This is a genomic window from Loigolactobacillus backii (assembly GCF_003946275.1).
Taxonomy (GTDB): domain Bacteria; phylum Bacillota; class Bacilli; order Lactobacillales; family Lactobacillaceae; genus Loigolactobacillus; species Loigolactobacillus backii.
This window is the reverse complement of sequence record NZ_RHNQ01000008.1, coordinates 20,471-44,629: the sequence shown is the minus strand read 5'-3', so window position 1 is coordinate 44,629 and position 24,159 is coordinate 20,471. Positions and strand designations below refer to the sequence as shown.

The window sequence follows — 24,159 nt, the reverse complement described above, 5'->3', positions numbered from 1 at the left end:
TCACTTTTTGGGTTGATCCGTTGATTTCTTATCATTAGTTTGTTTTTTATCTTTTTCTACCATATCGTTTAATTCTTTTAGAAAAACATTCATATCCTTAAATTGCCGGTAGACACTAGCAAAACGAATATAAGCAATTTCGTCAACATCTGCTAGTAAGCCCATGACGTATTCACCAATTGCCTGTGAGGCGACTTCATTTTCACCCAATGAACGCACCTTATTTTCAACTTCATCAACAATCTGCGTCATTTGTTCCATGGTCACAGGCCGTTTTTCAGCAGAACGAATTAACCCACGCAAAATCTTCTCACGATTAAACTCTTCCCGCGTACCATTCTTTTTAATAACCAATAACGGTGTTTGTTCTACGCGTTCAAACGTTGTAAAACGGAAACCACAATTTTCACATTCCCGGCGGCGGCGAATAACCCGGCCTTCATCTGTTGGCCGTGAATCAACAACTCGCGAACCATTGTGATGGCAACGAGGACATTGCATAATTAACACCTCTCATCTTTAGTGTTCTTTACCTGAAATAGTATACCATTAATCCATTGGTGCAAGTCCAACAATCAAATAAGGTCAGGAAAAATTCCTCACCTTATTGATTGAAAAGCCAGTTAGATTCTACACCATAATTGAAAAGCATTATTGGCCAGATTGATTAGGCAAGGATATAACCCGAGCGACAGTACTTGTGCCAATATTTTTAGGCCAAATTAGCTAGCTAAATACTAGAAAAGGTTTTAAATCACGCAATAGCCGACCATTTTCATCATACTTTCAGCCAAGTAACTTTATTAAAAGATATTGTCGCTTAAGCGAAACCTCGCTAATTTGGTAACACATTAAACAAAATGATTCTGTTTTAAAAAATCTAACATTTGCTGTTTTGTTTGTGCAACCGTACCACTATTGTCAATCACGACGTCCGCTAAGGCACGCTTTTTTGCCAATGGCCACTGCGTATTAATTCGCGCCAATGCGGCAGTATAGGTTAACTGATCACGCCTCATTAGCCGTTGCAATTGCAATTCTTTCGGAATCTCAACTAATAAAGTCACATCGGTCAACTTATCATAACCAGTTTCAAACATTAACGGAACATCTAAAACAATTAATGACGCTTTCTTTTCTTTTAATAATTGTAAACGTTTAGTGATGGTTTCCCGAATCAAGGGCGCCGTAATCTTCGTTAGTTTTGCTAATTCCTTCGATTGGCCAAAAACTATCCGCCCAAGATATTGCCGGTTTAAATGACCGTCCGCCTTTAACACAGCTTCAGAAAAAGTGGCAATAATTTGTTGCAGCCCAATCGTACCTGGTTCAACAACTTCCCGCGCAATGATATCGGCATCAACTACTGGAAAACCAAATTCATTTAAATAACGACTCACAGTCGATTTGCCACTGGCAATTCCGCCAGTAAGGCCCAAAATCACGGTCATTTTGTTGGTACGTTTAACACTTGACAGTGAGGACAGAAATGCGTTCCGCGTTGGGCCAATCGCGTCTTTTCAATCGTGCCACCACAACGTTCGCAGGCCTCACCTTCGCGTCCGTAAACGTGTAATGATAACTGAAAACCACCAGTGGCTCCGTAGGCATCCGTATAACTACGAATTGTTGTTCCCTTAGCCTTAATTGCCTGTTTCATTTCAGCAATAATATTATCGTGTAATAACTTCACCTGTTGATCTGTCAACGTATTGGCCGGCTGTAGCGGATTAATACCGCTTAACCAAAGTACCTCATCGGCGTAAATATTACCTAGGCCAGCAACTACTTGTTGATCTAGTAGCGTTGGTTTAATCGCTTTTTTATGTCGTTTAAGCCCTTTAGTAAAGTCCGCAATTTTAAACGTCTGTGCAGTTGGCTCGGCTCCTAGCTTATTCAAACCTGGTAAAGTCATTTCCTGCCCCGTTTTAATGAGGGTCATTCGCCCAAACTTGCGGACGTCTAAATAGCGGAGCGCAGTCCCATCAGTAAAATTAAAAATAACGTGCGTATGTTTCGTGACCGGATCATCCTGCTTATTTAACCGGTACTTACCTTCCATCCGCAAATGAGAAACCATCGTCATCTGCTCACTCAAGCGAAATAATAAATACTTGCCCCGACGATCAATTTCGATAAAAGTTAATCCCTGTAGGGTTTGTCTAAACTGTTCAGTATCGCCGTTAACAATCTTCGGCCATAAAACCTGAACCTGATCAATTGTCTTATTCAAAATTAGTTCGCGCAACCCTTGCCGAACTGTCTCAACTTCTGGTAATTCTGGCATTTTGTCACCTTAATCCTTTACGTTATACCAAGTTGGCCCGCTACCAAAACCAACCTTCATGGGAACCTCTAAATCGACTGCAGAGTCCATCACTTGTGGAACTAATTTTCTTAGAACTGGAATTTCATCATCCGGTGCTTCAAAAATTAATTCATCGTGTACTTGCAATAACATCGTTGCCTTTAATTTGTGCTCCTCAAGTGCCTTATGCATATTCAACATGGCAACTTTGATAATATCGGCCGCACTACCTTGGATTGGCGTATTCATCGCGGTCCGTTCGGCAAAAGAACGCAAATTAAAGTTTTTGGCGTTAATGTCGGGTAAATAACGGCGCCGATGAAAGAGGGTTTCAACGTAACCATGGTCTTTAGCCGACTGAACAATGTCAGTCATATATTTCTGAACATTAGGGTATTCACGGAAATAATTATCAATGTAGTTCTTTGCCTGGAGACGTGTAATCCCAATGTTTTGCGATAATCCGTAATCACTAATACCATAGACAATACCAAAATTAACGGCCTTCGCTTCACGCCGCATATTTGGCGTCACATCGGCAGGTGAATCCAAATTAAAAATTCGCATGGCCGTACTAGCATGAATATCCATTCCTTCTTTAAAGGCCGCCTGCAGATTTTTATCGTGGGAAATATGGGCCAAAACACGTAACTCAATTTGCGAATAGTCAGCCGCAAAAATTTGCCACCCTTTTTCCCGTGGGACAAAAGCCTGGCGAATTTGCCGGCCATCTTCATCACGCACTGGAATATTCTGTAAATTAGGGTCAATCGACGACAAACGCCCTGTTTGCGTTAACGTTTGTAAATAAGTCGTGTGAATTTTACCATCCTCGGGATGAATGACCTTCAGTAAGCCGGTAATGTAGGTTGACTGAATTTTAGTCAAACCACGATAATCTAAAACATCACTGGCAATTGGTGCAATACCCTTTAATTTTTCAAGGACGCCAACTGCAGTTGAGTAACCAGTTTTAGTCTTTTTTATTACTGGTAAATTCATTTTTTCAAACAAGATGGCCCCTAATTGTTTGGAAGAATTAATGTTAAACTCTTCTTCTGCTTCCGCATAAATCTTTTCCTGAATTTGTTGAATGCGTTCCTTAAAGGACCCCCGCATATCGTTTAAACGATCCTTATCGATTTTAATTCCAGCAATTTCCATTTGTGCCAATACTAGCGCTAATGGTATTTCTAATTCATTAAATAAACCGATCTGATCATTAGCTTCTAATTCATGGCTTAATTTAGGCTGTAATTGTTCAATTGCCCGCGCCTTACGCGCCAGATGTTCCGCAAATTCAGTTTCATTTTCTGGTAAAGCCTTCTTAGATCCCTTGCCATAAACTTCTTCATCCGTAGCAACATCACTGTATTGATGTAACTGGGCAATTTTACCTAGGTCATTACTGTTATCATTCGTATTTAACAAATATGAAGCCAATAGTAAATCAAAAGTTGTCCCGTTTAGCCGAATTCCAAGCCGATTTAGGCCAACAAATGTCCGTTTCAAATCAAAAACTAATTTTGCTTGTTGATTATCGGCAAAAAAAGCAACGAAATCAGGTTGCTGTAATAATTTGATATCTCGTCCAAAATACCAATGATCCTCTTGGCCAATTACAAATCCCGCAAAATCAGAAGTGTGGTAATTACTGGCTAACATTTCTAAATAGAACACAACCGGCCCGGAAAATTTAGCCAAAACCTGCTTGATATTTTCATTCGTTAATTGTTCAAATTTTATCGTCGTTTTAGCGGCTACTTCAGTTGGTGCCACGGCCGAATCAAGCTTACTTAAAAACGAATTAAAGTCCATTTCTTTGTAAAATTCAATCAATTTATCAAGGTCACGTTCTTGTCGCTTGAGTTCGGTGACTGAAACCTTAATTGGCGCGGCAGTATTAATTGTTGCCAGTTTTTTACTTAAAAAGGCATTAGAACGATCTTCTTGTAAATGCTCCTTCATTTTACTGGCCTTCAGATCATCAAGGTGCTCATAAACACCCTCGACACTGTCGTATTCCTTTAATAATTTAATCGCCGTTTTTTCACCGACCTTGCGGACACCAGGATAGTTATCTGAAGTATCACCGGCAAGACCCTTCATATCGATAATTTGCTTAGGCTGTAAACCATATTTTTCCATAACATGTTCCGGCGTGTAGGCCTCCGTCTGATTAACGCCTTTAACTGTAACGTTAACCGTCACCTCTGCGGTTGCTAATTGTGTCAAATCCCGATCGCCAGTGACTATATCAACCTGAAATCCAGCTTGACTTGCCTCTTTAGCTAACGTACCAATAATATCGTCGGCTTCATAATTCGCTAACTCATATGATTTAATACCATATGCGGTTAATAGCTGGCGTAAATACGGTAGTTGTTCAGATAATTCTGAGGGTGTCTTGGCACGCTGGCTCTTATATTCAGCAAACTCCTTAGTTCTAAAAGTTGTTTTACCTGCATCAAAGGCCACTAAAACGTGAGTGGGTTTAAATTCTTTTAAAACGACGTCTAGCATCGTATTAAAAGCGTAGATTGCGTTGGTATGTAAGCCGTCATGATTAATAAACGTATTAACCTGAGAATGGAGCGCGAAAAAGGCCCGAAAAGCGACACTATTTCCGTCTATCAATAATAAATGCTTGTCAGTCGCCATTATCATTCTCCTTTTTTAAATAACACACCTAATTTTACCAAATGTTCAGTTAAAAAACGCTTTGAACATAAAAAAGCGGAATAAAGGTTGTTCGTTTCAGAATTTAGTTCAAACAACTAATTACTTTCTAAATTAATTAGTCGTTTGCTAACCTCCTGAACCGATCTTTTATCCCGCATTAATCTTTTTAAACTTTATTTTAACGATTGCTTGATCCGCCAAAACCAAAAATTCGAAGGAAGAACAAGAATAGATTAATAAAGTCCATGTAAAGCTGTAAAGCACCCATGACCGCTAAGCCATTAGTATTAATCTCGGTGCCGTGCTGCTGGTAGATAAGCTTTAAACGTTGGCTATCCCACGCCGTTAAACCAATAAAGATAATAACGCCAATGAAGGAAAAAACGTAGTCGATCATTGGATTGCGTAGGAACATATTAACGACCATTGCAACAATCAAACCAATTAATGCAGCAAAACTCATTTGACCAATGCCATTTAAATTACGTTTAGTTAATGAACCATACAAGCTCATACCGGCAAAGGTTCCCGCAGCAGCAACAAAAGCAGTCGTAATGTTACCAGTAGTGTACATTGACAAAATTAAAGCCAAGGTTAACCCATTAATCACAGCGTATAGCATGAATAGCATAAATGACATTAAGCCACCACGACTCACTCTAAAACTTGTCCCCATAACTAAACCAACTTCAGCAATCATTAAAATCCACCAAATAGCAGGGTGTGCACTCACAAAACCAAAAAATTGGGTCCGGTAAGTAGTTAAAGTCAAAAATGAAACTAAAGCAGAAACAATAACACCTAGTGTCATATAGCCGTAGACCTTAGTTAAGAATCGACCCAGACCAGTATCGTTAACTAAAATTCTTCTTGGTTCTTCTTGCATTAATTCAACACTCCATTTCTTCTTGGAATTCCTTATATTAGGTAGTGTTCCCAGCAGCACAGATAGAAACTTTAAGCACTCATTTTTAAAGCCGCATCATTACAATTCCTATATTTGATCAACTAATAGTTGGTTTTTTGGTAACACCGTTAACCCATTCTACCAAATTTAGCAAAGAACACAACTGAATTGTAACCGCTAAAAAGTAAAACACAATAATCACTACGCTAATTATTTTTTAAGCTACTGTTACTAAGGAGTTCTTCGTAAACTTTTTCATATTTTTGAACGTCGCCGGCACCCATAAAGACAACCACGGCATCATGATAATCAAGTAACGGTGACATATTGTCTTGCTTCAAGACAGTACCACCCTTAGAAATCTTAGCACCTAAATCAGCACTAGAAATTTTACCTGCTTTTTCACGGGCCGATCCAAAAATATCGGTTAAATAAACAACATCTGCTAGATTTAAACTCTTAGCAAAATCATCTAAATAAGCAATTGTACGTGAAAAAGTATGTGGCTGAAAAACAGCAATAATTTCCTTGTCGGGATATTTTTGCCGCGCCGCATCAAGGGTTGCCTTAATTTCAGAAGGATGATGAGCATAATCGTCAATAATTGTCATATCGGCCATTTTACGTTCGGAAAAACGCCGTTTAACGCCCTTAAAACTAAGTAGTTCCCGCGCAACTTCATCCCCGGATATTTTTTCCATATAAGCAACGGCAATGACGGCCAAACTATTTAAAATATTATGCTCGCCAAATAATGAAATCTTGTAATGGCCTAGATTCTGCCCCGCATGCAAAACATCGAATTCAGAACCTTTAACGGTTCGTAAAATATTTTTGGCCTGAAAATCATCCCGCTCACTGGTCCCGTAGTAATAGATGGGAACCTTCGTTTTTAATTCTCGTAGTTTAGGGTCGTCCCCCCAAGCAAAAATTCCCTTTTTAACCTGGTTAGCCTCAGTTTGAAAGGCATTAAAAACGTCATCAATACCAGTGTAGTAATCTGGGTGATCAAAATCAATATTAGTCATAATCATATAATCAGGTGCCTGAGCCAAAAAATGACGACGGTATTCGTCAGCTTCAAACGCAAAAAATTGCGAGTTCTTAATTCCCTTACCGGAGCCATCACCAATTAAATAGCTAGTTGGCGCGATGCCGCTTAAAACGTGGGCTAATAAACCAGTTGTACTGGTCTTACCGTGGGCACCTGCCACACCAATACTCGTGTGTCCTTGAATGATTCGGCCAAGTAATTCTGGATAATGAATAATTGGCAACCCTAATTTTTTTGCTGCCTGAATTTCGGGATGGGTATCTTCAAAGGCATTGCCAGCAACGATGGTTAAGCCAGCGTGAATATTTTTAGCATCAAAGGGGTAGATCTTAATGTCCGCCTTCTCTAAATCACGTTGTGTAAACGTATACTGCGTAATATCGGAGCCCTCCACCTGGTAGCCTTCATCGTGTAAAACCATCGCAAGTGAGCTCATGCCGGAACCTTTAATCCCCACAAAATAATAAACTGTGTTGTTATCCACTGTTAAGTGTCCTCTTTTCTTCTCTCAGTAAGTTAATTTTAGCATAACCTGGCTCCCTTTTAGGAGTGTTAACTAAAACTATTTTTAATTAATCTTGTTCAAATACACCCTAATTTGAATCGCTATTATCTTGTTGAGCCAGATCCTCAGGCGTCAAATAAACATCCCTTGGCTTAGAGCCACTGGCCGGTGAAATAAATTTACTGGACTCAAGATCGTCAATTAAACTGGCCGCGCGATTATACCCAATTTTAAATTCACGTTGCAGTTTCGAAGTTGAAACGTGCTGTTCATTCGCAATATAGGTTAAAACTTGGGGATAAAGTTCATCCTGGTTTTCTTTTTCTTCCGCCTTTTCCAGTAATCCGTCTGGCTCAAATAAATAATGTGGTGCCAGTTGTTTCTTTACAAATGCGACAATTGGGTCAATTTCAGGCTCAGCGTAAGTTCCTTGAATGCGGATTGGCTGACTCTGACCATTTCCAAGGTAAAGCATGTCACCACGACCAAGTAACCGTTCGGCCCCACCTTGATCAATAATGGTTCGTGAATCAATCTGACTGGAAACCATAAAGGCAATTCGAGTTGGAATGTTATTCTTAATTGTTCCAGTAATAATATCCACACTGGGCCGCTGTGTCGCCACAATTAAGTGGATTCCTGCCGCCCGGGCCTTTTGCGTAATCCTAACAATATAGTCTTGAACCTCAGTTGAGGCCACCATCATTAAATCAGCCAATTCATCAATAATGATAACAATATAAGGTAACTTAAGTCCATAATCGCCATGAGCTTCGGCCTTTTGATTAAATTGCTCTAAATTACGAACCCCAGCTGCCGCCAGCTTTTGATAACGATTTTCCATCTCTTCCACTGCCCACTTCAATGAGGCAGAAGCGGCCTTCGGATCAGAAATCACCGGCGATAATAGATGTGGTAAACCATTATATGGTGCAAGCTCAACGGCCTTCGGATCAATTAGTAATAATTTAACTTCACTTGGCTTAGCCTTAAACAAAATCGAAAGTAATAGGCTGTTAATAAAGACGCTCTTACCTGAACCAGTCGCGCCAGCAATTAATCCATGGGGCATTTTAGCGATATTAGTGACCATTGGTTGACCAAATAAATCCACGCCTAAGGCAATTGTTAGCGGCGAGCGACTAGCCTTAAATTTTTCAGTTGCCACAACTTCTGATAACATCACCGGCCGCGACTTCAAGTTGGGGATTTCAATTCCAACTGTGGATTTACCAGGAATTGGTGCTTCAATTCGAATATCCTTTGCCGCCAAGGCCAATTTTAAATCGTCACTTAAATTAGTGATTTTACTAACTTTTACTCCCCGCGCCAGTGAGATCTCAAACTGAGTAACGGCCGGACCAATACTCCAACGTGCCACCGTTGCCTTAACGTTAAAAGCATTTAAGGTTTCATTTAAAACAACGCGCTGATTTTCTACCCAAGCACTCATTTCGCTTGTATTTGTTTTAACTGGTTTAGGCAATAAATCTAATGGCGGTAACTGATAATGTTGATCGTCCAAGGAAACTTGTTTTTTTATTTTTAAACCGGCGGTACTTTGCGGCATTTTTTCATCACGTGAAGTAACGGTCGCCTCTTCTGCCACTGGTGCTGAAGACTCGTGCACAATAGACTTTACCGTTATATTGGGTGTTGCAGCCGCAGTGGACGCCACCGCTATTGGTTCAACAGCGGCCGTGGCCACCGTTTTCGTTGATGTTTTTATTACCTCTGGCAACACTTTTGTTTGCACCTTTTCAGTCTGTGCTGGACTTTCTTGGCGCTGCAATCGATAGGCCTTAATCGCGGCCAGAACTTTTCGCCAGGATGCAACCGGCTCATCAATTTTTGTTACCTTCTTAGCCGGTTGTTGTGATTGTGAGGCCGCTGTTGAAGCATTTGTAACAACCGCCACCTTTTTATTGTCTTCAACACTTGCAGATTTTATTTCATTTGTTATTGGCGGTTGGGCCGCTTGACTGGTCGTTGGCGGAATAGCTGCCTTAGTCGGTTCCACATCAGTCCTAGACTCACTTTGCTCATCAGTTGCCAACGTAAATGAAGTTGCTACCGCAGCCGTTGAAGCAGCCACTGAATCGGTTCCTGTTTCTGCAAAAAATAAACTGACACCCAAAGCTGTTTCCAATTCAGTAGCCAACTTGTCCAAACGCTGATCCTCGGCCTGACGAACCTGATGAGGTGCTTGGGGTACGTAGGTTGGCCTAAATCGGTGCGCCGTAACTTTAGGCTTATTAGGTACCGTTACCCGAGGCTGCGCAATTTTTTGTGTGGCCATCTTCTGTGGCACACGCTGCTTTTGTTTTCTAGCTTGCCAGCGAAGAAAAACTGGGCCATCGTAATGATTCATTTTTGACTTCCTCCATTTACAGCTTCTAACAACTAACTATAACGTAAATTGGTTAAACTTTCATATTATTCCCAAAATTTAACAAAGATTTTGTCAACTAAAAAGGCCCCTTTAATCAGGACCTAAAGTCGCTCATTAAACGGACACTTGTTTACTAAGAATTAATCATTTTGTTCCGCCACAATTGCAGCTCCTTTATTAAAATCAAAGGGCGCTCCAGTAGGTGCATCAGTTGGTAGAACTAAAATTCCCCGCTTTTTAGGCGCGTTGGGTAACCCTAATTCACGAGCGGCGCTGATCATGCCATCACTTTTAACTCCCCGTAATTCACCTGGCCAAATAATCTGACCATTAGGCATCATCGCACCAACCTTGGCAACCACAACTTTCTGCCCCTGAGCAACATTGGGTGCACCACAAACAATTTGTAGAGTCGTTCCAGAATCGACCTCAACCATTGCAATATGCAAATGATCCGAATCAGGATGTTCTACCAATGTTTTAACGTGCCCAATGACAAATTTCGGAGTTAGATCACTGACCAGTTCAGGCTCAAACCCGGCGGCCTGTAATGCATCATTTAACCGAGCAACCTGATCTGCTGATAATAATACCTGACCATTTGCCTTCAATTCAGGTAGAGTTTGACTAATTTTTAAAAAATTATAACCAAGGGTCACATCACTTGTCCGATCTTTAATTCTAACAATATTATCCTTTTTCTGGCTATCTTGATGTTCTGTATCTGCGTGCAAAATAGCAATTAGGACATTCTTAAATGAAACAGAATTTAAACTAGTAATTAACAATATCTTTTCCTCCGGTTTGTGCTTACTTTGAACGAACAATCAGAACATCACAAGGCGCATCCCGCGTGATTGCTGCAGAAACTGAACCCATCATAAAGCGTTCAACGGCATTTAATCCTGATTGACCTACTATGATCAAATCAATGTGGTATTGCTTAGGCAGTTGCCGTGACATTAATTGTCGTGGTGAGCCAAAGGCAAGTACAGTTTGTACTTCCTTTATACCAACTTTTTTAGCCTTTTCGAGGTAACCTTGAAGCATCCGCTTTTGGTCAGCAACGTCAGTTACGGCTATTTCAACACCTGTGCTAGCAAAATCGGCCGTCGTGTAGGCCTGATTTTCAACAACATACGCAATTATGAGCTTTGCCTTATTGCGTTCGGCCGTTTCAACGGCCTTTTCAAAGGCCTTTTTTGCCTGTTCACTACCATCAATTCCAACTAAAATTGTTTGGTACTCTTGTACTTTTTCTACCAAATCATCAGATCCTTCGGCTTACGATCATTTTCATTAATTGACTACGCTAACTTCATTCTACTGCCTCAAAACCGATTTGCAACCAAGTAACTTTTAATTACTCGATTAACTGCTTATACTGAAGCTAGACCGTGTTTGGAAAAGCAGCTTCCTACGGTCGGGACAAAAATCCCTACTCTTATTGTTTCCGAACATCACCCTAGAACATGCGCTAAAAGTCTGGACGATTTTCCAAACACACCACTCCCCAAGTAGTTATTTTAAATGCAAAGAAGGTTAGCGAATGCATAAAACTAAACGTTCCATTATAAGCGGCACTTTATTTGGTATTGCTAGTGGTATTTTTCTGCACAAAATGGCTCACCAAATCTATCAAAGACAACCTAACCAAATCCTTAATCGGGTTAAGGCTGCTTTTCTAACAACGGGTAACATCGAAGGTTCGTGGATTGAAACGAAAAAATTAACTTCAAAAAAGTACCCACTGACAACAACCGTTTATTACGGTGGGATTACCCGCTATGAACACCAACAGTTAATTCAGTACGAGTTTATTGCCGATGCAAAAACAGGTAGTGTCCTCGACTTATTTCGCCTTTAACTATTGGCTAGCACGTACTATTTGGCACCGGCAAATTGAATTTTGGCCAAATAAATTGGGTGCCCCATCTGACTAAAACGTTGTTCGTATTCGGTTTCAATGTTATCCGTTATTTCGGGGCTGTTATGCAAGTCGAGTGATAGCTGTTCAAATTGAGCGCCATAGGCATTAAAACTCATTAGTGAAAATTCAAACAGTCCCCGATTATCGGTTTTAAAAGTCACTTTTCCCTCAGGTTGCAAGACCTGTTCATACATTGCTAAAAAAATTTTATGTGTCAACCGTCGTTTGGCGTGACGTTTTTTTGGCCACGGATCCGAAAAATTAAGGTAAAGGTTTGCTACCTCATCGGTGGCAAAATAATCCGTTAAATTTTCGCCATTAGCTTGAATTAGGTATAAATTGGGTAGTTTTTCAAGTAATTGTTTTTCCAAAATCATTATCGCAACGGAAGGCTGTAATTCTATTCCGATAAAATTCTGTTTAGGGTAAGCCTTTGCCATTTCAATAATAAAACGGCCCTTACCAGAACCAATCTCAACATTTAGTGGCTGTGTTTCAGCAAATTTAGTTTGCCATTTTCCTTTAAAATCTGCCGGAATGGTCGTGATAGACTGCGGATTATCCGCAATTTCACCCACGGCCCGCGGTTTATTTCTTAAGCGCATCGCTGTTACCTCTTTCTTTTAAATATCACCTGAAAAAGTGAGATTAAAACAAAAGTTAGTCAAATTCTAACAATAACTATAATTAGCCTGTTTACAGGTATTAGTTACCAGTTAGGATTCTTCATTTAGTGCCTTTTAAAAAAGCACTAAAACTTTTGTTCTAGTCTCACTTTTTTTGAGCAATAGTTCTATCTTTATTTTTTATTTATAAATAGTGTTTGTAATTGTATAATTGCCTGATTCATTTCATGATACCGTTGCTGCTGATAAAATTGCTTAACAATTAACAGTAAGTTTAAATAGCCATACCATTCAATTCGTTGAACAATTGCTTCCGTTGGCTTCAAGCCGTACGCTAAGAGCCAATCATCCCAATTAGCCCGTGGAACGTACTGGCACAAAATTGTACTTAAATCAAATGCTGCATCAGCAAACATGGCGTCATCCCAATCAACAATGTATAACCGCTTTTCATCAGATAACAACCAATTCTTATGATTTAAATCCCCATGGCAGACTTCCAATTGATTTTGTTTAACAATTGGCTTGTTCTGGATCAAATACCGTAGCACCTGTTTCAATAACGGATGTTGTCGTAGATCCGAGGATAAATTTAAATAATATTGTTGTAAGAAGTGATCAGATGATACCGTTTGACCGCCAACCTGACGTAACATTTTTTTTAACAAACCTGAATGGTGCACTTTATTAAGTAACTTGGCAACCATTGGTGATTGCATTTCACGATTAGTTAACGTCCGGCCATTCAGCCATTCTTGTGCCGTCAAAACATCGCCACTAGAAATTCGTTTTGTCCAAATTAGGCGTGGCGTGATACCTTCCATTGATAAGGCCGCTAAAAATGGTGATGTATTACGCTTCAAAAAAATCTTCTCTTGCGCACGTGTTCCCACAAAAGCCGCTCCTGTATTACCGCCTACAGGTCGTACCTGCCAGCCGGCATCCAAATCAAAGTCCATCGCCACACCCTCTTTCGTTAGCTAAGTTTATTTTACCGGCCAAAATCAGGTCCGTCAAGATAATCTGGCCTAAGCAGCAATTTTTTGTTTCAAATAGTGTTGTACAAACCAAAAATCAATGGCAACTATCACTAACGTTGCTACTAGCCAAGTAGTAATTGTTGGTAAACTGATTAATAAAACTAAACTAAAAATTACCGATTCAATAACCAAGAGAATCGCGATCAATTGTTTAAATGCCCTTAACCGAATTTTATTTGCGATTGGATAAAGATGTGTAAAAACAATTTCTTCGTAAGTTGTATAAAACGGCACAATTTGGGCCCCCGTTAAATAAATGAATAAGGCCGCAATCAATAATGCTAACCACCACGTTTTTATAAAGAATAAAACAATCGCACCTAACACGGTTAAACGAATAAATAGACCGCTATACTCTGTTCCTCGTAAAAATCCCCGCCAGTAAAGGTACTCGTAAGTATTCTCGTGTTGAGTTCGAATAAAGTGTAATAAGACATCCAGGTAACGCCGGCGCCGCACCTTACCCCGTAGTTGCGGAACATCAGTAAATAAATTAAATATCCGGTACATTTGAAGCATTCGGGATGATTCTGTCGTTAGACAAACCGACCACTGTAAAATATGACCAACTAAAAAACGCTTGGCCGAAAACCGAACTAAAAACACTAAGACAAGGGCCAAAATGACTCCCAAAATTGGGCTGATCCATAAGGAAACCGCAAAGATAATAGCCGCTAAACCATAGAAAATAATGGCACGTTTTCTACTTGTGCGCCCATCACGCTCATAAAGTTCAATTAGCTGTAGCCAAAGTTGACTATCTTTTAATCCAATTAAACTTAAATACAGCCAAAGGCCACTGATTACCGGCAAATTTGCCCCAACCTGTAAAAATGGTAACAAAAAACCAACGATTACCAAACTAAGTAAAACAGGTAAAATCAAACTATAGCGCCGGGCACGAATTAAATACTCACTAAAACTTGTTTCCTTTGGTAAAAGGAACACGGTATCTGCATTTTCAACCAAGGTGGCCAGATGCCCCAAGCTAAGGGTCACTAAAAGAATAACTAAGATTGCTCCTTTAGCCCACCAGAGTGGCGCCGTAATCGTTTTTAAACTATTTGAATAGGCATAAGCCAGACCACCTAATAGGATGAAAACTGCAATCATAAAAAATTCGTTAAAAACTAGGCGTAGATACTTTAACATTTCTTTTTGATGATTCTGTAAACGTTGTTGCCATAATTTTGCCATCATGAGTTTGCCACATCCGTCATTTTAAAGTAGATATCGTCAAGATTGCCAGTTGGTAAATTATATTGTGTTTGTAGTTCAACCAGGCTTCCTTGTCCAGTAATTTTACCTTGATTAAGTAAAATAAACTGATCAGCGGCTTGTTGTGCCGTTGCCAGAACGTGGGTTGACATTAAAACCGCCGCCCCCCGAACCTTCTCGGCCGCAATTACTTGTAATAAATCTCGAACGGCAAGTGGATCTAGACCAGTAAAAGGCTCATCAATAATATACAAGCTAGCTTGCGTTATAAATGCACAAACAATCATGACCTTCTGCTGCATTCCTTTTGAAAAATTGGCCGGAAACCAGTCAAGCCGCTTACTTAAACGAAATTTATCCAATAATTGGTTGGCTCGTTGCCACGCTTCATCATGATTGAGATCATAGGCCATAATTGTTAAATCAATATGTTCCCGCAAGGTTAGTTCTTGATACAGAATTGGTGTTTCGGGAACGTACGCCAACGCCTGCCGGTACGCCTCGGGTTTTTCCGCTAGACTAAGGCCATTTAAACGAATCTCACCCTTCTGCGGTGTTAATAGACCAATAATATGTTTAATTGTCGTTGATTTTCCAGCACCATTTAGACCAATTAGACCAACAATGGTTGCTTCAGGTACTGTGAAGTTCAAATCCTTAATAACTGGAACTCGTGAATAGCCACCAGTTAGGTTTGTTATTTCTAATCCCAAAATCGTCATTCCTTCCCGTGAAATCGTGGTTTTATTGTACTATAGGCCTTAATTTCATTTTACGCTACTTTATGATAGCATGAACTTAAAAGTGAAAGAAGGTCATTATTGATGGACTATGATAAAGATTGTATTTTCTGTAAAATTGTACATAATGAAATCCCAAGTACAGTCGTGTATGAAGACGATGTGGTCAAGGCTTTCCTTGATATTACCCAGGCAACACCGGGACATACCTTACTTGTTCCTAAAAAACACGTTGCCGATATTTTTGACTATGATGAAGCAACGGCAAAGGCAATCTTTAGTCGTATTCCGAAGCTTGCTCGCGCAATTCGTGATTCTAATCCCAACATTAAAGGGATGAACATTGTTAATAATAACGGAAAGGTTGCTTATCAATCGGTTTTTCATTCGCATTTTCACTTAATTCCGCGTTACTCAGAAAATGATGATTTTTCAATGCATTTTGGCGATAATTCCAAGGCTTATTCACCGGCCAGGCTACAACAAGTCGCAGCAAGTATTAAAGCAAATTTGGAGGGCTAAACTATGAAAAAGATTACTAGTGGTTTATTAGCTGGCGCCATCGTGGGTGGTATCACCGGCCTGTTCACAGCAAAACGTAGTGGCCGCCAAACACAACAATTGGTTAAGGATTATTTGGATGGTATTTCCGAAGACGTTTTAGAATTAAATGACAGTCTCGCTCGCTTACGGAAGGCAGCAGCTATCCTAACAAAGGAAAGTTCACAAAATACTAGTCAAACAATGCAAGAACTACAACAATTATTTAGTGATTTTAATTTTCAAACGGAACCACGAATTAAAAAAGTTAAGGATGCCAGCGAAAAAATTCAACGTGATTTAAATTCAGATGGTAGCTTTAATTCAGCAACGACCGATGACGCAGATGACATGTAAACATGATTTTTCACATTATCACCACTAAAAAGTTTTGTGCTATCTATCACTACGGAAAGAAATAGTTAATTTTTATTTTTGGTGGCAATAAAAATTCTTCTGGATCTTATTTTTTTCACCATTATCTTCTTGAAGTTTTTATGAAGAATGCTAACTAGATTTCATTTCGGCCTTAACGTATGTTATATTTAGAATCGTGAGTTTCAGAAAAATATGAAAAGGATGTGCTTTACATGCGTAAAAAATGGCTATTATCCATTATGGGTATCTTTTTAGCCTTCACGTTAGCTGGTTGCGGTAGCAAAACCGTTGCCACAACCTCTGGTGGTAATATTTCGCAACAGGACTACTATAATGAAATGAAGAAATCATCAAGTGGTAAACAAACGCTGCAACAAATGATTTTAGATAAAGTTATGGAGAAACAATATGGTTCTAAAGTTTCTAAAGATAAGGTAGACAAACAATATAATTCGTACAAGAAACAATATGGTTCTTCCTTTAGTTCTGTCCTTTCACAAAATGACATGACTAAGGCCAGCTTCAAGAAGAATTTACGTTCTAACCTACTCTTAGAAGAAGCAGTTAAAGATAACGTTAAAATTACCAACGCTGATTTGAAGAAACAGTGGAAGACTTACCAACCAAAAGTTACAGTTCAACACATTCTTGTAGCTAAGAAATCTACGGCAACAGATGTTATTAATGAATTAAATAAAGATAATTCTGAAAAGAACTTCAAGGCTTTAGCTAAGAAGTATTCAACTGATACCGATACTAAGAATGATGCCGGTAAGTTACCTGCTTTTGATTCAACTGATACTAGTCTTGATTCTAGCTTTAAGACGGCAGCCTTCAAACTTAAAACGAACGAATACACTAAGACACCAGTTAAATCACAATATGGTTACCATGTCATTCGGATGATCAATCACCCGGCCAAGGGCACGATGAAAGAACATGAAGCAACCTTAAAGGCTCAGATTTACAGCAAAGATATGTCTAACAACACCGTTCTTAAGAACGTTATTTCTAAGGTCTTAAAGAAGGGCAATGTTCAAATCAAGGATAATGATTTGAAAGACGTCTTATCTGGCTATGTTGGTAAGAGTAGCACCACAACCTCTTCAACAAGCAACTAACCAGAACTAACTTATTAGTTCTAAAATAGGACAACAGTGATCTGAATTCAGATCCTGTTGCCCTATTTTTTTAACGCCATTAAGGTGCTTTAACTAATTTACCTAAACATGCTGGGCTTTATTAAAAAGTTCTTTAACTAAATTATCATTTGTTTTAAACTAATAATTAACGCTATTATCATTAATTATTAATTTAAGAAGGTGTATTTTTTATGAATTCTGAATTATCGGTTAAAAGTGGCTTGCACGACGTTATCCCAACAACATTTGGTTATATTGGTGTTGGACTTGCTTTCGGGATTGTCAGTCGAACAAGCCACCTAAGTTTACTAGCAATTTTATTAATGTCATTAGTTGTCTACGCTGGCTCGGCTCAATTTGTTATTACAAGCATGCTGCTGGCTGGTAGTCCAATTAGTGCAATTATTTTTTCCACCTTTTTAGTTAATGCCCGCATGATTTTAATGAGCACAACCATTGCGCAATACTTCCGACGTTATTCCAGTCTGGCAAACATTGGTGTCGGAAGTCTTTTAACTGATGAAACTTTTGCCTTAGGAATGAACAAATTAAATTACACCGACCACCAGTTAAACCTTCGCTGGTTTAATACAACTAACATTGTTGCTTACCTTGTTTGGGCAGCGGCCTCTATTACTGGCGCCTTAATTGGTAATTTAGTTACTGATCCTAAAAAACTAGGCTTGGATTTTGCTTTAGTAGCAATGTTTATTGGGCTACTCTATTTACAACTAATTAGTGATCGTTCAAAAAAATTATTAACGCAATTGACCGTTGTTATATTTGTTGTCGTTGCCCTCTATATTTTACTTATTTTCATGTCAGCCAACGCCGCTTTACTCGTTGCAACACTGTTGGGCTGCATATTTGGGGTGGTGATTGAACGGTGACTCGCTATATCTTTTGGACAATTATCGGTTGCGGTATCGTGACAGTCCTATCACGAACTTTTCCTTTCCTTCTAGTTAAAAATTTTTCACTGCCTAAATGGTTAATCCATTTTTTATCCTTTGTTCCAATTGCCATTATGACGGCACTCTTTGTTGAAAATTTATTGATACCCCATCAAGGACGACTACCAGGTATTGATTTAGAAAATCTTTTGGCCTCACTGCCAGCAATTTTAACGGCAATTATTACTAAAAGTTTGCTGGCAATTGTCGTCGTTGGTATTATCGCAATGGCCTTAATCCGTTTTTTTGCGCTAGCCTAGTAAGTCTAGGGGAGTGTGACAAAAGTCGGTTTGGGGTTCACTGCGTAACGTAAGCTGATCCAATAACCGTACTATGGTTATTGAATTAACTGTAGTTAGGCACGTAAATTCAGACTTTTGGCGCACGTTCTAGAGCAATGTTCGTAAACAGTAAGAGGCTAGGACTTTTTGTCCCAGCCTCTAATTAAATAGAGGAGTGCACCCAGACTTTTGCTGCACATTCTAGAATAATGATCGGAAACAATAAGCGGCTAGGACTTTTGTCCCAGCCGCCTATTGTTATTTTTCTGAACTGCACCTTCTAGATAAAACGTGCGCTAAAAGGCTGCCTTTCAGACATATTTTGGCCGGACTAGTCAGAAAATACTTGCGAAAATAATTTTCAAGCAACCATGGCTCGACTAGGCACACTTTCATTCAGGTACATTAATCCGTTTTGGGATCAATCACTTTCATCTCTGGTCGGTAAAAGTGCCGGCCATCCATTCCAAAAATTCGTTCTGAAAAATTACCAGGTTCTGTGTGCTCAAGTGTTCCCTGAAGCATCATTATCGAGGCATCTAGATCATCAATGTGGTGCAGCACTTCGGCCTCTAATATTTCTGGTTCAACTGGTGAACCATATTCTTTACGGCCATGATGCGCCAAAATGACGTGTCGTAAAAGCAGCAATTCTTCACTACTAGGATCGATTTTAAGTGCCGTACAAGCCCGAACAATTTCTTCATCAATCAGAACAATGTGTCCAAGTAAATTGCCGGCCAATGTATAAGTTGTTGCCATTGCACCAGATAGTTCAATCGTTTTACCCATATCATGTAAAATAATTCCCGCGTACAGTAACGGTTGTTTAATAAATGAATACTCAGCACAAATTGCCTGTGCCAAATGTAACATGGTGACCGTATGAAACGCTAAACCGCCTTCAAAAGCATGGTGGTTGGTCTTAGCGGCCGGATAATCAAAGAATTCCGTTTGGTGCCGTTGTAAAATCCAGCGAACAATCCGATTCCAATTCGGATTCGTAATTGCAAAAACTGCCTGGTTAATTTCTTGTTCTAAATCTGACTTACTCAAAGGTGCTTTCGGTAAAAAATCAGTTGCAGTTTGATGATCCGCCTCTTGTGCCAATCGTAATTTAAACAGTTTAATTTGTGGTTTTCCTTGATACAACTCGCGCTTACCAGTTAAATAGACTACCTTACCCGCCTGAAAACTAGTAATATCGGTTTCACTGGCATCCCAAAATTTGGCCGTTATTTGTCCAGAACTATCTTCAAACGTAAAGGCAATGAATTTCTTCCCGTTTTTAGCCAAACGAACTTCTGCACCCTTAACCACAACGAATAGAGCAACATTTTCGTTATTTTGGTAATCAAAAAGCTTTTTTTCAGCCACTAAAATCATCCTTTCCTTTTTAACTGAATTATTTCTTCTGGTGCAAACGAATTAAGGTCAGCTTCATTGGCCGTAAAATAAATAATTTGATTGTGCTGACTAATTTGCTTTAATAATTTTAAAATTGCTTGACGCCGTGGTGGATCAAAATTAATAAAGCCATCATCAATAATAAATGGCATTTTAGCAACATCACTGATTTCTTGCGCAAAGGCCAACTTAAAAGCAACGTATAATTGCTCTGCTGTGCCTTGTGATAATTCTCCAACCGCAAAAATTGTCGCCTGCTTACTTTCCCTAACTGTTATTAGATCCGGCGCCACACTTATTTTATCATAACGATCATTCGTTAAAATAGCAAAGTACCGGGTCGCTAGCCGCAATAATTGTGGAAATCTTTGCGTCGAGGCCGCCGTTAAAGTTGCCGTAATCCATTCACTTGCTAGCCGTTTAGCTAACCACTGTTGTGTTAGTTCGCTAATTTGTGCTTCCTGTTGAGCCACTTGTTGTAAAAGATCTTGATAAGTACCGTCACTCACTAATTGCTGCATCGTTGCTTGCAGCTTAACCAATTGTTGTTGCAGTACCATTAGCTGTTGCTGCAGCCGCTTTTCTTGGTCACTAACACTTACCAATGCCGTTTCTAGCTGGTTTTGGGTTGAATAATCCTTAAAATCAGCTACAAGGTCACCTAATTGATTAGCTAAATAATTAAATTGTTGCTGTTGCTCACTCTGCAACTGTTGTCGTTCAACTGACTTTTGTAATTCGTGATCGCTTACTAAATGATGTTGCGTTAGAAAATCAGATTGCTTTTCTTGCCAGTCCTTGATTTGCCGTTGTAAGCGTGTTGCTTGTTCCTGATAATAAGTATATTGCTGGTCCCGGTTACCCAGCTCGCTGGCCTTACGTTGCATTTCTTGATAAAAATCAATAATTTGCCTGACGGCTTTTTTAGGTTCCTTTTTATTAATTGGTAGCCATTCCTGCGCAAAAGAGAATTCATCCAACCAAGCGCTAATTTGCTGTTGTTGCTGGGTCAATTGCTCCGTTATTTTATGCGTTGTTACCTCTAGTTGTTGTAGCCGGCTTAAATCATGCTGGCGATTTAAAATTAAATTGGTCGTCAAAGTCTGATAGTGGTAACGTGCTTTTAAATTATCCCAAATTTGTTGTAATCCGGCCTGTCGCTGCCGTAATTGAGTTAATTTGGTCGTTATAACTTGTAATTGCTCTTTTTGCGCATCAAGTCGGGCCAAAGTTTGCTGCCACTCAGTGTTAGCCTTACTTGCGGTGTTCCGCTGGGTTTGCTGTTGGTAAATGAACCAGCCACTGGCCGCCAAACCAAATAAGCTTATTAATTTGAAACCACCAGGTAATAAAAGACCAATGATAGTTACCACTAAACTTATTCCTAATGTAGCCGGCCAGCGGTTAGTTTCTGGTGTTTTTTGCTCTAATTTGGAAACTTCTTGTTCTAACTGATCATTATGTTCAACCATTTGCTGTCGTAATTGTTCCTGCTCAATTAATTGTTGTCTTAAGGTTGTTTGTTCGGCAAAGTTATTTTGAGCCACTGCCAGATCAGCTTTACTTAAAGGTTCAACAGCTATCTGAATTCCTAATTCCGATTCTAATTCTTGTTGTTCCAATTGTGTAGCCTGTTGATTATTAGTTAGTAACTCTTGGCCGACTAATAACTGCTCAATCTGATCCTTTTGCGTCAGTAATTGGCCAAAGCGCTCATTATTTGCAATATAAAATTGAAATGCTGGGGTTAAAGCTTGACTCTTGGTGCGCTCGGCAATTTTTTGACTGACCTGTTGAAGATCTGTCGTTGTTAACGCCAATTGATGCTTATATTCCGAATATTGCGCCAAATCTTGATCAGTTAACCAAGTTGATTGATTCACACTTACTTGCTTCAATTGCAAGTAGGTTTGGTAATCCGGCCAGCTCTTCACCAGACGTTCAAGGCGACCTTTTTCTTGACTTAACTGGGCTTCATCTGTTGTTAATTTGGCCAATTGTTGCTCTTTTTCTTGTTTTTCCTGTACTAGTTGCATGTACTTAGGAAAGGCTCCCCGGGCTTGATTTACCTTCCTTTGTAGTTCTGTCAATTGCTTTAATGCAACATTTAATGGCCAAATTCGCCCTTTTTGGCGATAAAGTTTGGCCGCCTCACGCTGGTAAGTGGCAGCCTGCTGTAACCATTTATCGCTGCCAACTGCCCCCACCGCTAACAAATGTTGATTTAAGTCGGCCTTAGATAAATGAAAGATTTGATTCAAGGATCGTTCGTCAAAATGAAAAACCGCCTGAAATAATTGTGGTGTAATTGGTGCCAGTAATTGAGCCAGAAATTGTTCACCATAAACTTTTCCATCTTCATCAGTCACCGTTACGACACCGCCGGCTTTACCGCCCACCCGCTTAATCACAAAATGCTGCTTACTTGTTGCAATGGTTACTGTCCCACCATAACTATGACCAGCCTTGGGTAAATATTGCTGGTAAGGTTGCTTCTTGGTTGCAAACCCAAATAACACACCAGTGATAAATGAACTTAGCGTCGACTTTCCTGCCTCATTTAATCCATAAATCAATTGAATGTTCGCCTGAAAATCAAAAGTACGATCATGCCATTTACCGAAGCCAAAAATTGTTGCCTGTTCAATCTTCATCGCTAGCAACTCCGTTCTGATTAATTTCATCTAGCAAAGTTAGCACGTCATTTTTAAGCTCCGCCTGAAAATCAGCTTGCTTGATCAATGTATCTAGAAATGGATACTGCAGCAACGATCCAGCAAGTTCTTGCAGACTTTCTTCATTAAAGATCAGATCGGCCGCCTTTTGCCAATACTGCGTGTCTAAAGATTGAAAATTTGGGATCACATTGTTAACCAGTTTTAGTTCATAAATATAACGAAGATAAGGTTGCGCCGGGGACTGCTGTTGCAAATATTCAAGAAGTTCACCCGCCTGAATCCGTTTTAGTAACGCCGGACTTAATTGATTACTGTCGCTTAATTGAATGCTTAATAACAAATGATGCGCTTGCGGTAACTTGGCCACTTGTTCTTCAATTAGATTAATAATTGTGTTTAGACGCACCACTTGTTTAACAGAAACCACTATTTGGCGCCATTCAATAACTTCTACCGGATGAAATTCAAGATTTAATTGCCGATCAGCGGAAGTTGTAACCAGATAATAGCCCTTCTCACCTGATTCCTTTTTATGCCGCCCCTGAATGTTACCAGAATAGACAATCGGCGGATCCTGCTTTAAAACTTGCCGCTTGTGGATGTGACCCAAGGCCCAATAATCATAATTTTTACTCAATAACTCACTAAGATTAAATGGTGCATAAACGGCATGTTCTGAAGCAACACTGCTTTCAGAACCATGTAGTAGGCCAATTTGATAATCAACCTGACCTTTAACTGGGAATAACGAGGTCATATCTTTAGTAACCCAGCGATTTGTGTAACTAAAGCCACTCAGGGCCACTTTTTCGCCAGCAGCCGTTATTAAAGTAAACGTAGCTCCTTCACCAGGAAAAACATGCACATTAGCTGGAAAATCCAACTTAACACTATCTGAGGCTAAAAAATCGTGATTACCGTAACTCAAATAAACGGGAATCTTTTCGACCTGCAGCCGTTTAAATTGATTAACCAAAAAGGCCTGAACTTGAATACTTTGCGTCGTCTGGTCGTATAAGTCACCAACTAAACAAATAAAATCCACCTGAAACCTAATGGCATCATCAACTAGCCTTTTAAAAGCAACAAATGGTGAATCATGAATAACTTGCCAAAGTTGATCAGAAGCCGTTTTTAGGCCTTGAAAAGGACTATCTAGATGTAAATCCGCTGCGTGAATAAATTTCATATTATAACTATCAAAGCACTGCTTTAATAGATTAACCTCTTTTCTAAATAATCAGACTAAAGTTAAGCTAAATCCTACTCTAGCATAGGGAACGTACATTCGCAATTCCTGATTTTATAATTAAACAAAAGCGGAAATGGGCCAAAAGTTGGTTTTGGCGCACGTTCTAGCATAATGATCGGAAACAAT

The 24,159-nt window shown here is 39.5% G+C and carries 22 protein-coding genes; 6 read left to right on the top strand and 16 right to left on the bottom strand.

Going from position 1 to position 24,159, the window contains the following annotated elements:
* From nrdR to EKM61_RS02850, 9 genes are all read right to left on the bottom strand, one after another.
* Positions 1-501, bottom strand: coding sequence for a transcriptional regulator NrdR (gene nrdR / locus EKM61_RS02890; RefSeq protein WP_068223640.1), 501 nt, complete (start codon positions 499-501; stop codon positions 1-3).
* A gap of 350 nt (positions 502-851) precedes the next feature.
* Entirely contained in the window at positions 852-1,451 is a 600-nt protein-coding gene (gene coaE, locus EKM61_RS02885; protein ID WP_068223637.1) for a dephospho-CoA kinase, read from the bottom strand.
* Positions 1,448-2,287 (bottom strand): DNA-formamidopyrimidine glycosylase, encoded by an 840-nt coding sequence (gene mutM, locus EKM61_RS02880; RefSeq protein ID WP_068223634.1) that lies wholly within the window; start codon positions 2,285-2,287, stop codon positions 1,448-1,450. Before mutM ends, coaE begins: the two co-directional genes overlap by 4 nt.
* 9 nt (positions 2,288-2,296) lie before the next feature.
* On the bottom strand, positions 2,297-4,969 hold the full coding sequence (gene polA / locus EKM61_RS02875) for a DNA polymerase I (protein ID WP_068223631.1): 2,673 nt from the start codon (positions 4,967-4,969) through the stop codon (positions 2,297-2,299).
* Between the two features lie 199 nt (positions 4,970-5,168).
* On the bottom strand, positions 5,169-5,876 hold the full coding sequence (locus EKM61_RS02870) for a Bax inhibitor-1/YccA family protein (protein ID WP_068223628.1): 708 nt from the start codon (positions 5,874-5,876) through the stop codon (positions 5,169-5,171).
* Positions 5,877-6,103: 227 nt separating this feature from the next.
* A complete protein-coding gene (gene murC / locus EKM61_RS02865) occupies positions 6,104-7,435 on the bottom strand; it encodes a UDP-N-acetylmuramate--L-alanine ligase (RefSeq protein WP_068223626.1) in 1,332 nt (443 codons plus the stop codon).
* Positions 7,436-7,544: 109 nt separating this feature from the next.
* Positions 7,545-9,827 (bottom strand): DNA translocase FtsK, encoded by a 2,283-nt coding sequence (locus EKM61_RS02860; RefSeq protein WP_075168904.1) that lies wholly within the window; start codon positions 9,825-9,827, stop codon positions 7,545-7,547.
* 161 nt (positions 9,828-9,988) lie between these two features.
* Entirely contained in the window at positions 9,989-10,636 is a 648-nt protein-coding gene (gene ytpR / locus EKM61_RS02855) for a YtpR family tRNA-binding protein (protein WP_068223623.1), read from the bottom strand.
* A 22-nt stretch (positions 10,637-10,658) separates the two neighbouring features.
* The gene (locus EKM61_RS02850) at positions 10,659-11,114 is read right to left on the bottom strand and encodes a universal stress protein (protein ID WP_068223619.1); all 456 of its coding nucleotides are present in this window, start codon (positions 11,112-11,114) and stop codon (positions 10,659-10,661) included.
* Between the two features lie 283 nt (positions 11,115-11,397).
* On the opposite strand from EKM61_RS02850, the gene EKM61_RS02845 reads away from it, so the two are divergent.
* Entirely contained in the window at positions 11,398-11,715 is a 318-nt protein-coding gene (locus EKM61_RS02845) for a hypothetical protein (protein WP_068223616.1), read from the top strand.
* A 17-nt stretch (positions 11,716-11,732) separates the two neighbouring features.
* On the opposite strand, the gene trmB is transcribed toward EKM61_RS02845, so the two are convergent.
* The 4 genes from trmB to EKM61_RS02825 form a co-directional block, all read right to left on the bottom strand.
* Positions 11,733-12,383 (bottom strand): tRNA (guanosine(46)-N7)-methyltransferase TrmB, encoded by a 651-nt coding sequence (gene trmB, locus EKM61_RS02840; protein ID WP_068223612.1) that lies wholly within the window; start codon positions 12,381-12,383, stop codon positions 11,733-11,735.
* Positions 12,384-12,577: 194 nt separating this feature from the next.
* Positions 12,578-13,363 carry a phosphotransferase family protein gene (locus EKM61_RS02835; protein WP_068223608.1) on the bottom strand — a complete coding sequence of 262 codons (786 nt, stop codon included), beginning with the start codon at positions 13,361-13,363 and terminating at the stop codon, positions 12,578-12,580.
* A 69-nt stretch (positions 13,364-13,432) separates the two neighbouring features.
* Entirely contained in the window at positions 13,433-14,644 is a 1,212-nt protein-coding gene (locus EKM61_RS02830) for an ABC transporter permease (protein WP_082918490.1), read from the bottom strand.
* Positions 14,641-15,375 carry an ABC transporter ATP-binding protein gene (locus EKM61_RS02825; RefSeq protein WP_068223605.1) on the bottom strand — a complete coding sequence of 245 codons (735 nt, stop codon included), beginning with the start codon at positions 15,373-15,375 and terminating at the stop codon, positions 14,641-14,643. Before EKM61_RS02825 ends, EKM61_RS02830 begins: the two co-directional genes overlap by 4 nt.
* A 111-nt stretch (positions 15,376-15,486) precedes the next feature.
* Here EKM61_RS02825 and EKM61_RS02820 point away from each other — a divergent pair, with 111 nt between their 5' ends.
* From EKM61_RS02820 to EKM61_RS02800, 5 genes are all read left to right on the top strand, one after another.
* Positions 15,487-15,924, top strand: coding sequence for an HIT family protein (locus EKM61_RS02820; protein ID WP_068223603.1), 438 nt, complete (start codon positions 15,487-15,489; stop codon positions 15,922-15,924).
* A gap of 3 nt (positions 15,925-15,927) precedes the next feature.
* Positions 15,928-16,299 carry a YtxH domain-containing protein gene (locus EKM61_RS02815; RefSeq protein WP_068223600.1) on the top strand — a complete coding sequence of 124 codons (372 nt, stop codon included), beginning with the start codon at positions 15,928-15,930 and terminating at the stop codon, positions 16,297-16,299.
* A gap of 233 nt (positions 16,300-16,532) precedes the next feature.
* Complete coding sequence (locus EKM61_RS02810; RefSeq protein ID WP_068223597.1) at positions 16,533-17,441, top strand: peptidylprolyl isomerase PrsA; 909 nt, start codon at positions 16,533-16,535, stop codon at positions 17,439-17,441.
* Positions 17,442-17,653: 212 nt separating this feature from the next.
* Positions 17,654-18,352 (top strand): AzlC family ABC transporter permease, encoded by a 699-nt coding sequence (locus EKM61_RS02805; RefSeq protein ID WP_068223594.1) that lies wholly within the window; start codon positions 17,654-17,656, stop codon positions 18,350-18,352.
* The gene (locus tag EKM61_RS02800; protein ID WP_068223590.1) at positions 18,349-18,675 is read left to right on the top strand and encodes an AzlD domain-containing protein; all 327 of its coding nucleotides are present in this window, start codon (positions 18,349-18,351) and stop codon (positions 18,673-18,675) included. The genes EKM61_RS02805 and EKM61_RS02800 overlap by 4 nt, the downstream gene beginning before the upstream one ends.
* Positions 18,676-19,101: 426 nt before the next feature.
* On the opposite strand, the gene EKM61_RS02795 is transcribed toward EKM61_RS02800, so the two are convergent.
* From EKM61_RS02795 to EKM61_RS02785, 3 genes are read right to left on the bottom strand one after another with little or no spacing between them, the layout of a single operon-like run.
* Entirely contained in the window at positions 19,102-20,073 is a 972-nt protein-coding gene (locus tag EKM61_RS02795; protein WP_068226194.1) for a 3'-5' exoribonuclease YhaM family protein, read from the bottom strand.
* Positions 20,074-20,078: 5 nt separating this feature from the next.
* Entirely contained in the window at positions 20,079-22,757 is a 2,679-nt protein-coding gene (locus tag EKM61_RS02790) for an ATP-binding protein (RefSeq protein ID WP_068223586.1), read from the bottom strand.
* Entirely contained in the window at positions 22,747-23,970 is a 1,224-nt protein-coding gene (locus EKM61_RS02785; RefSeq protein ID WP_068223583.1) for a metallophosphoesterase family protein, read from the bottom strand. The genes EKM61_RS02790 and EKM61_RS02785 overlap by 11 nt, the downstream gene beginning before the upstream one ends.
* Between the last annotated feature and the right edge of the window lie 189 nt (positions 23,971-24,159).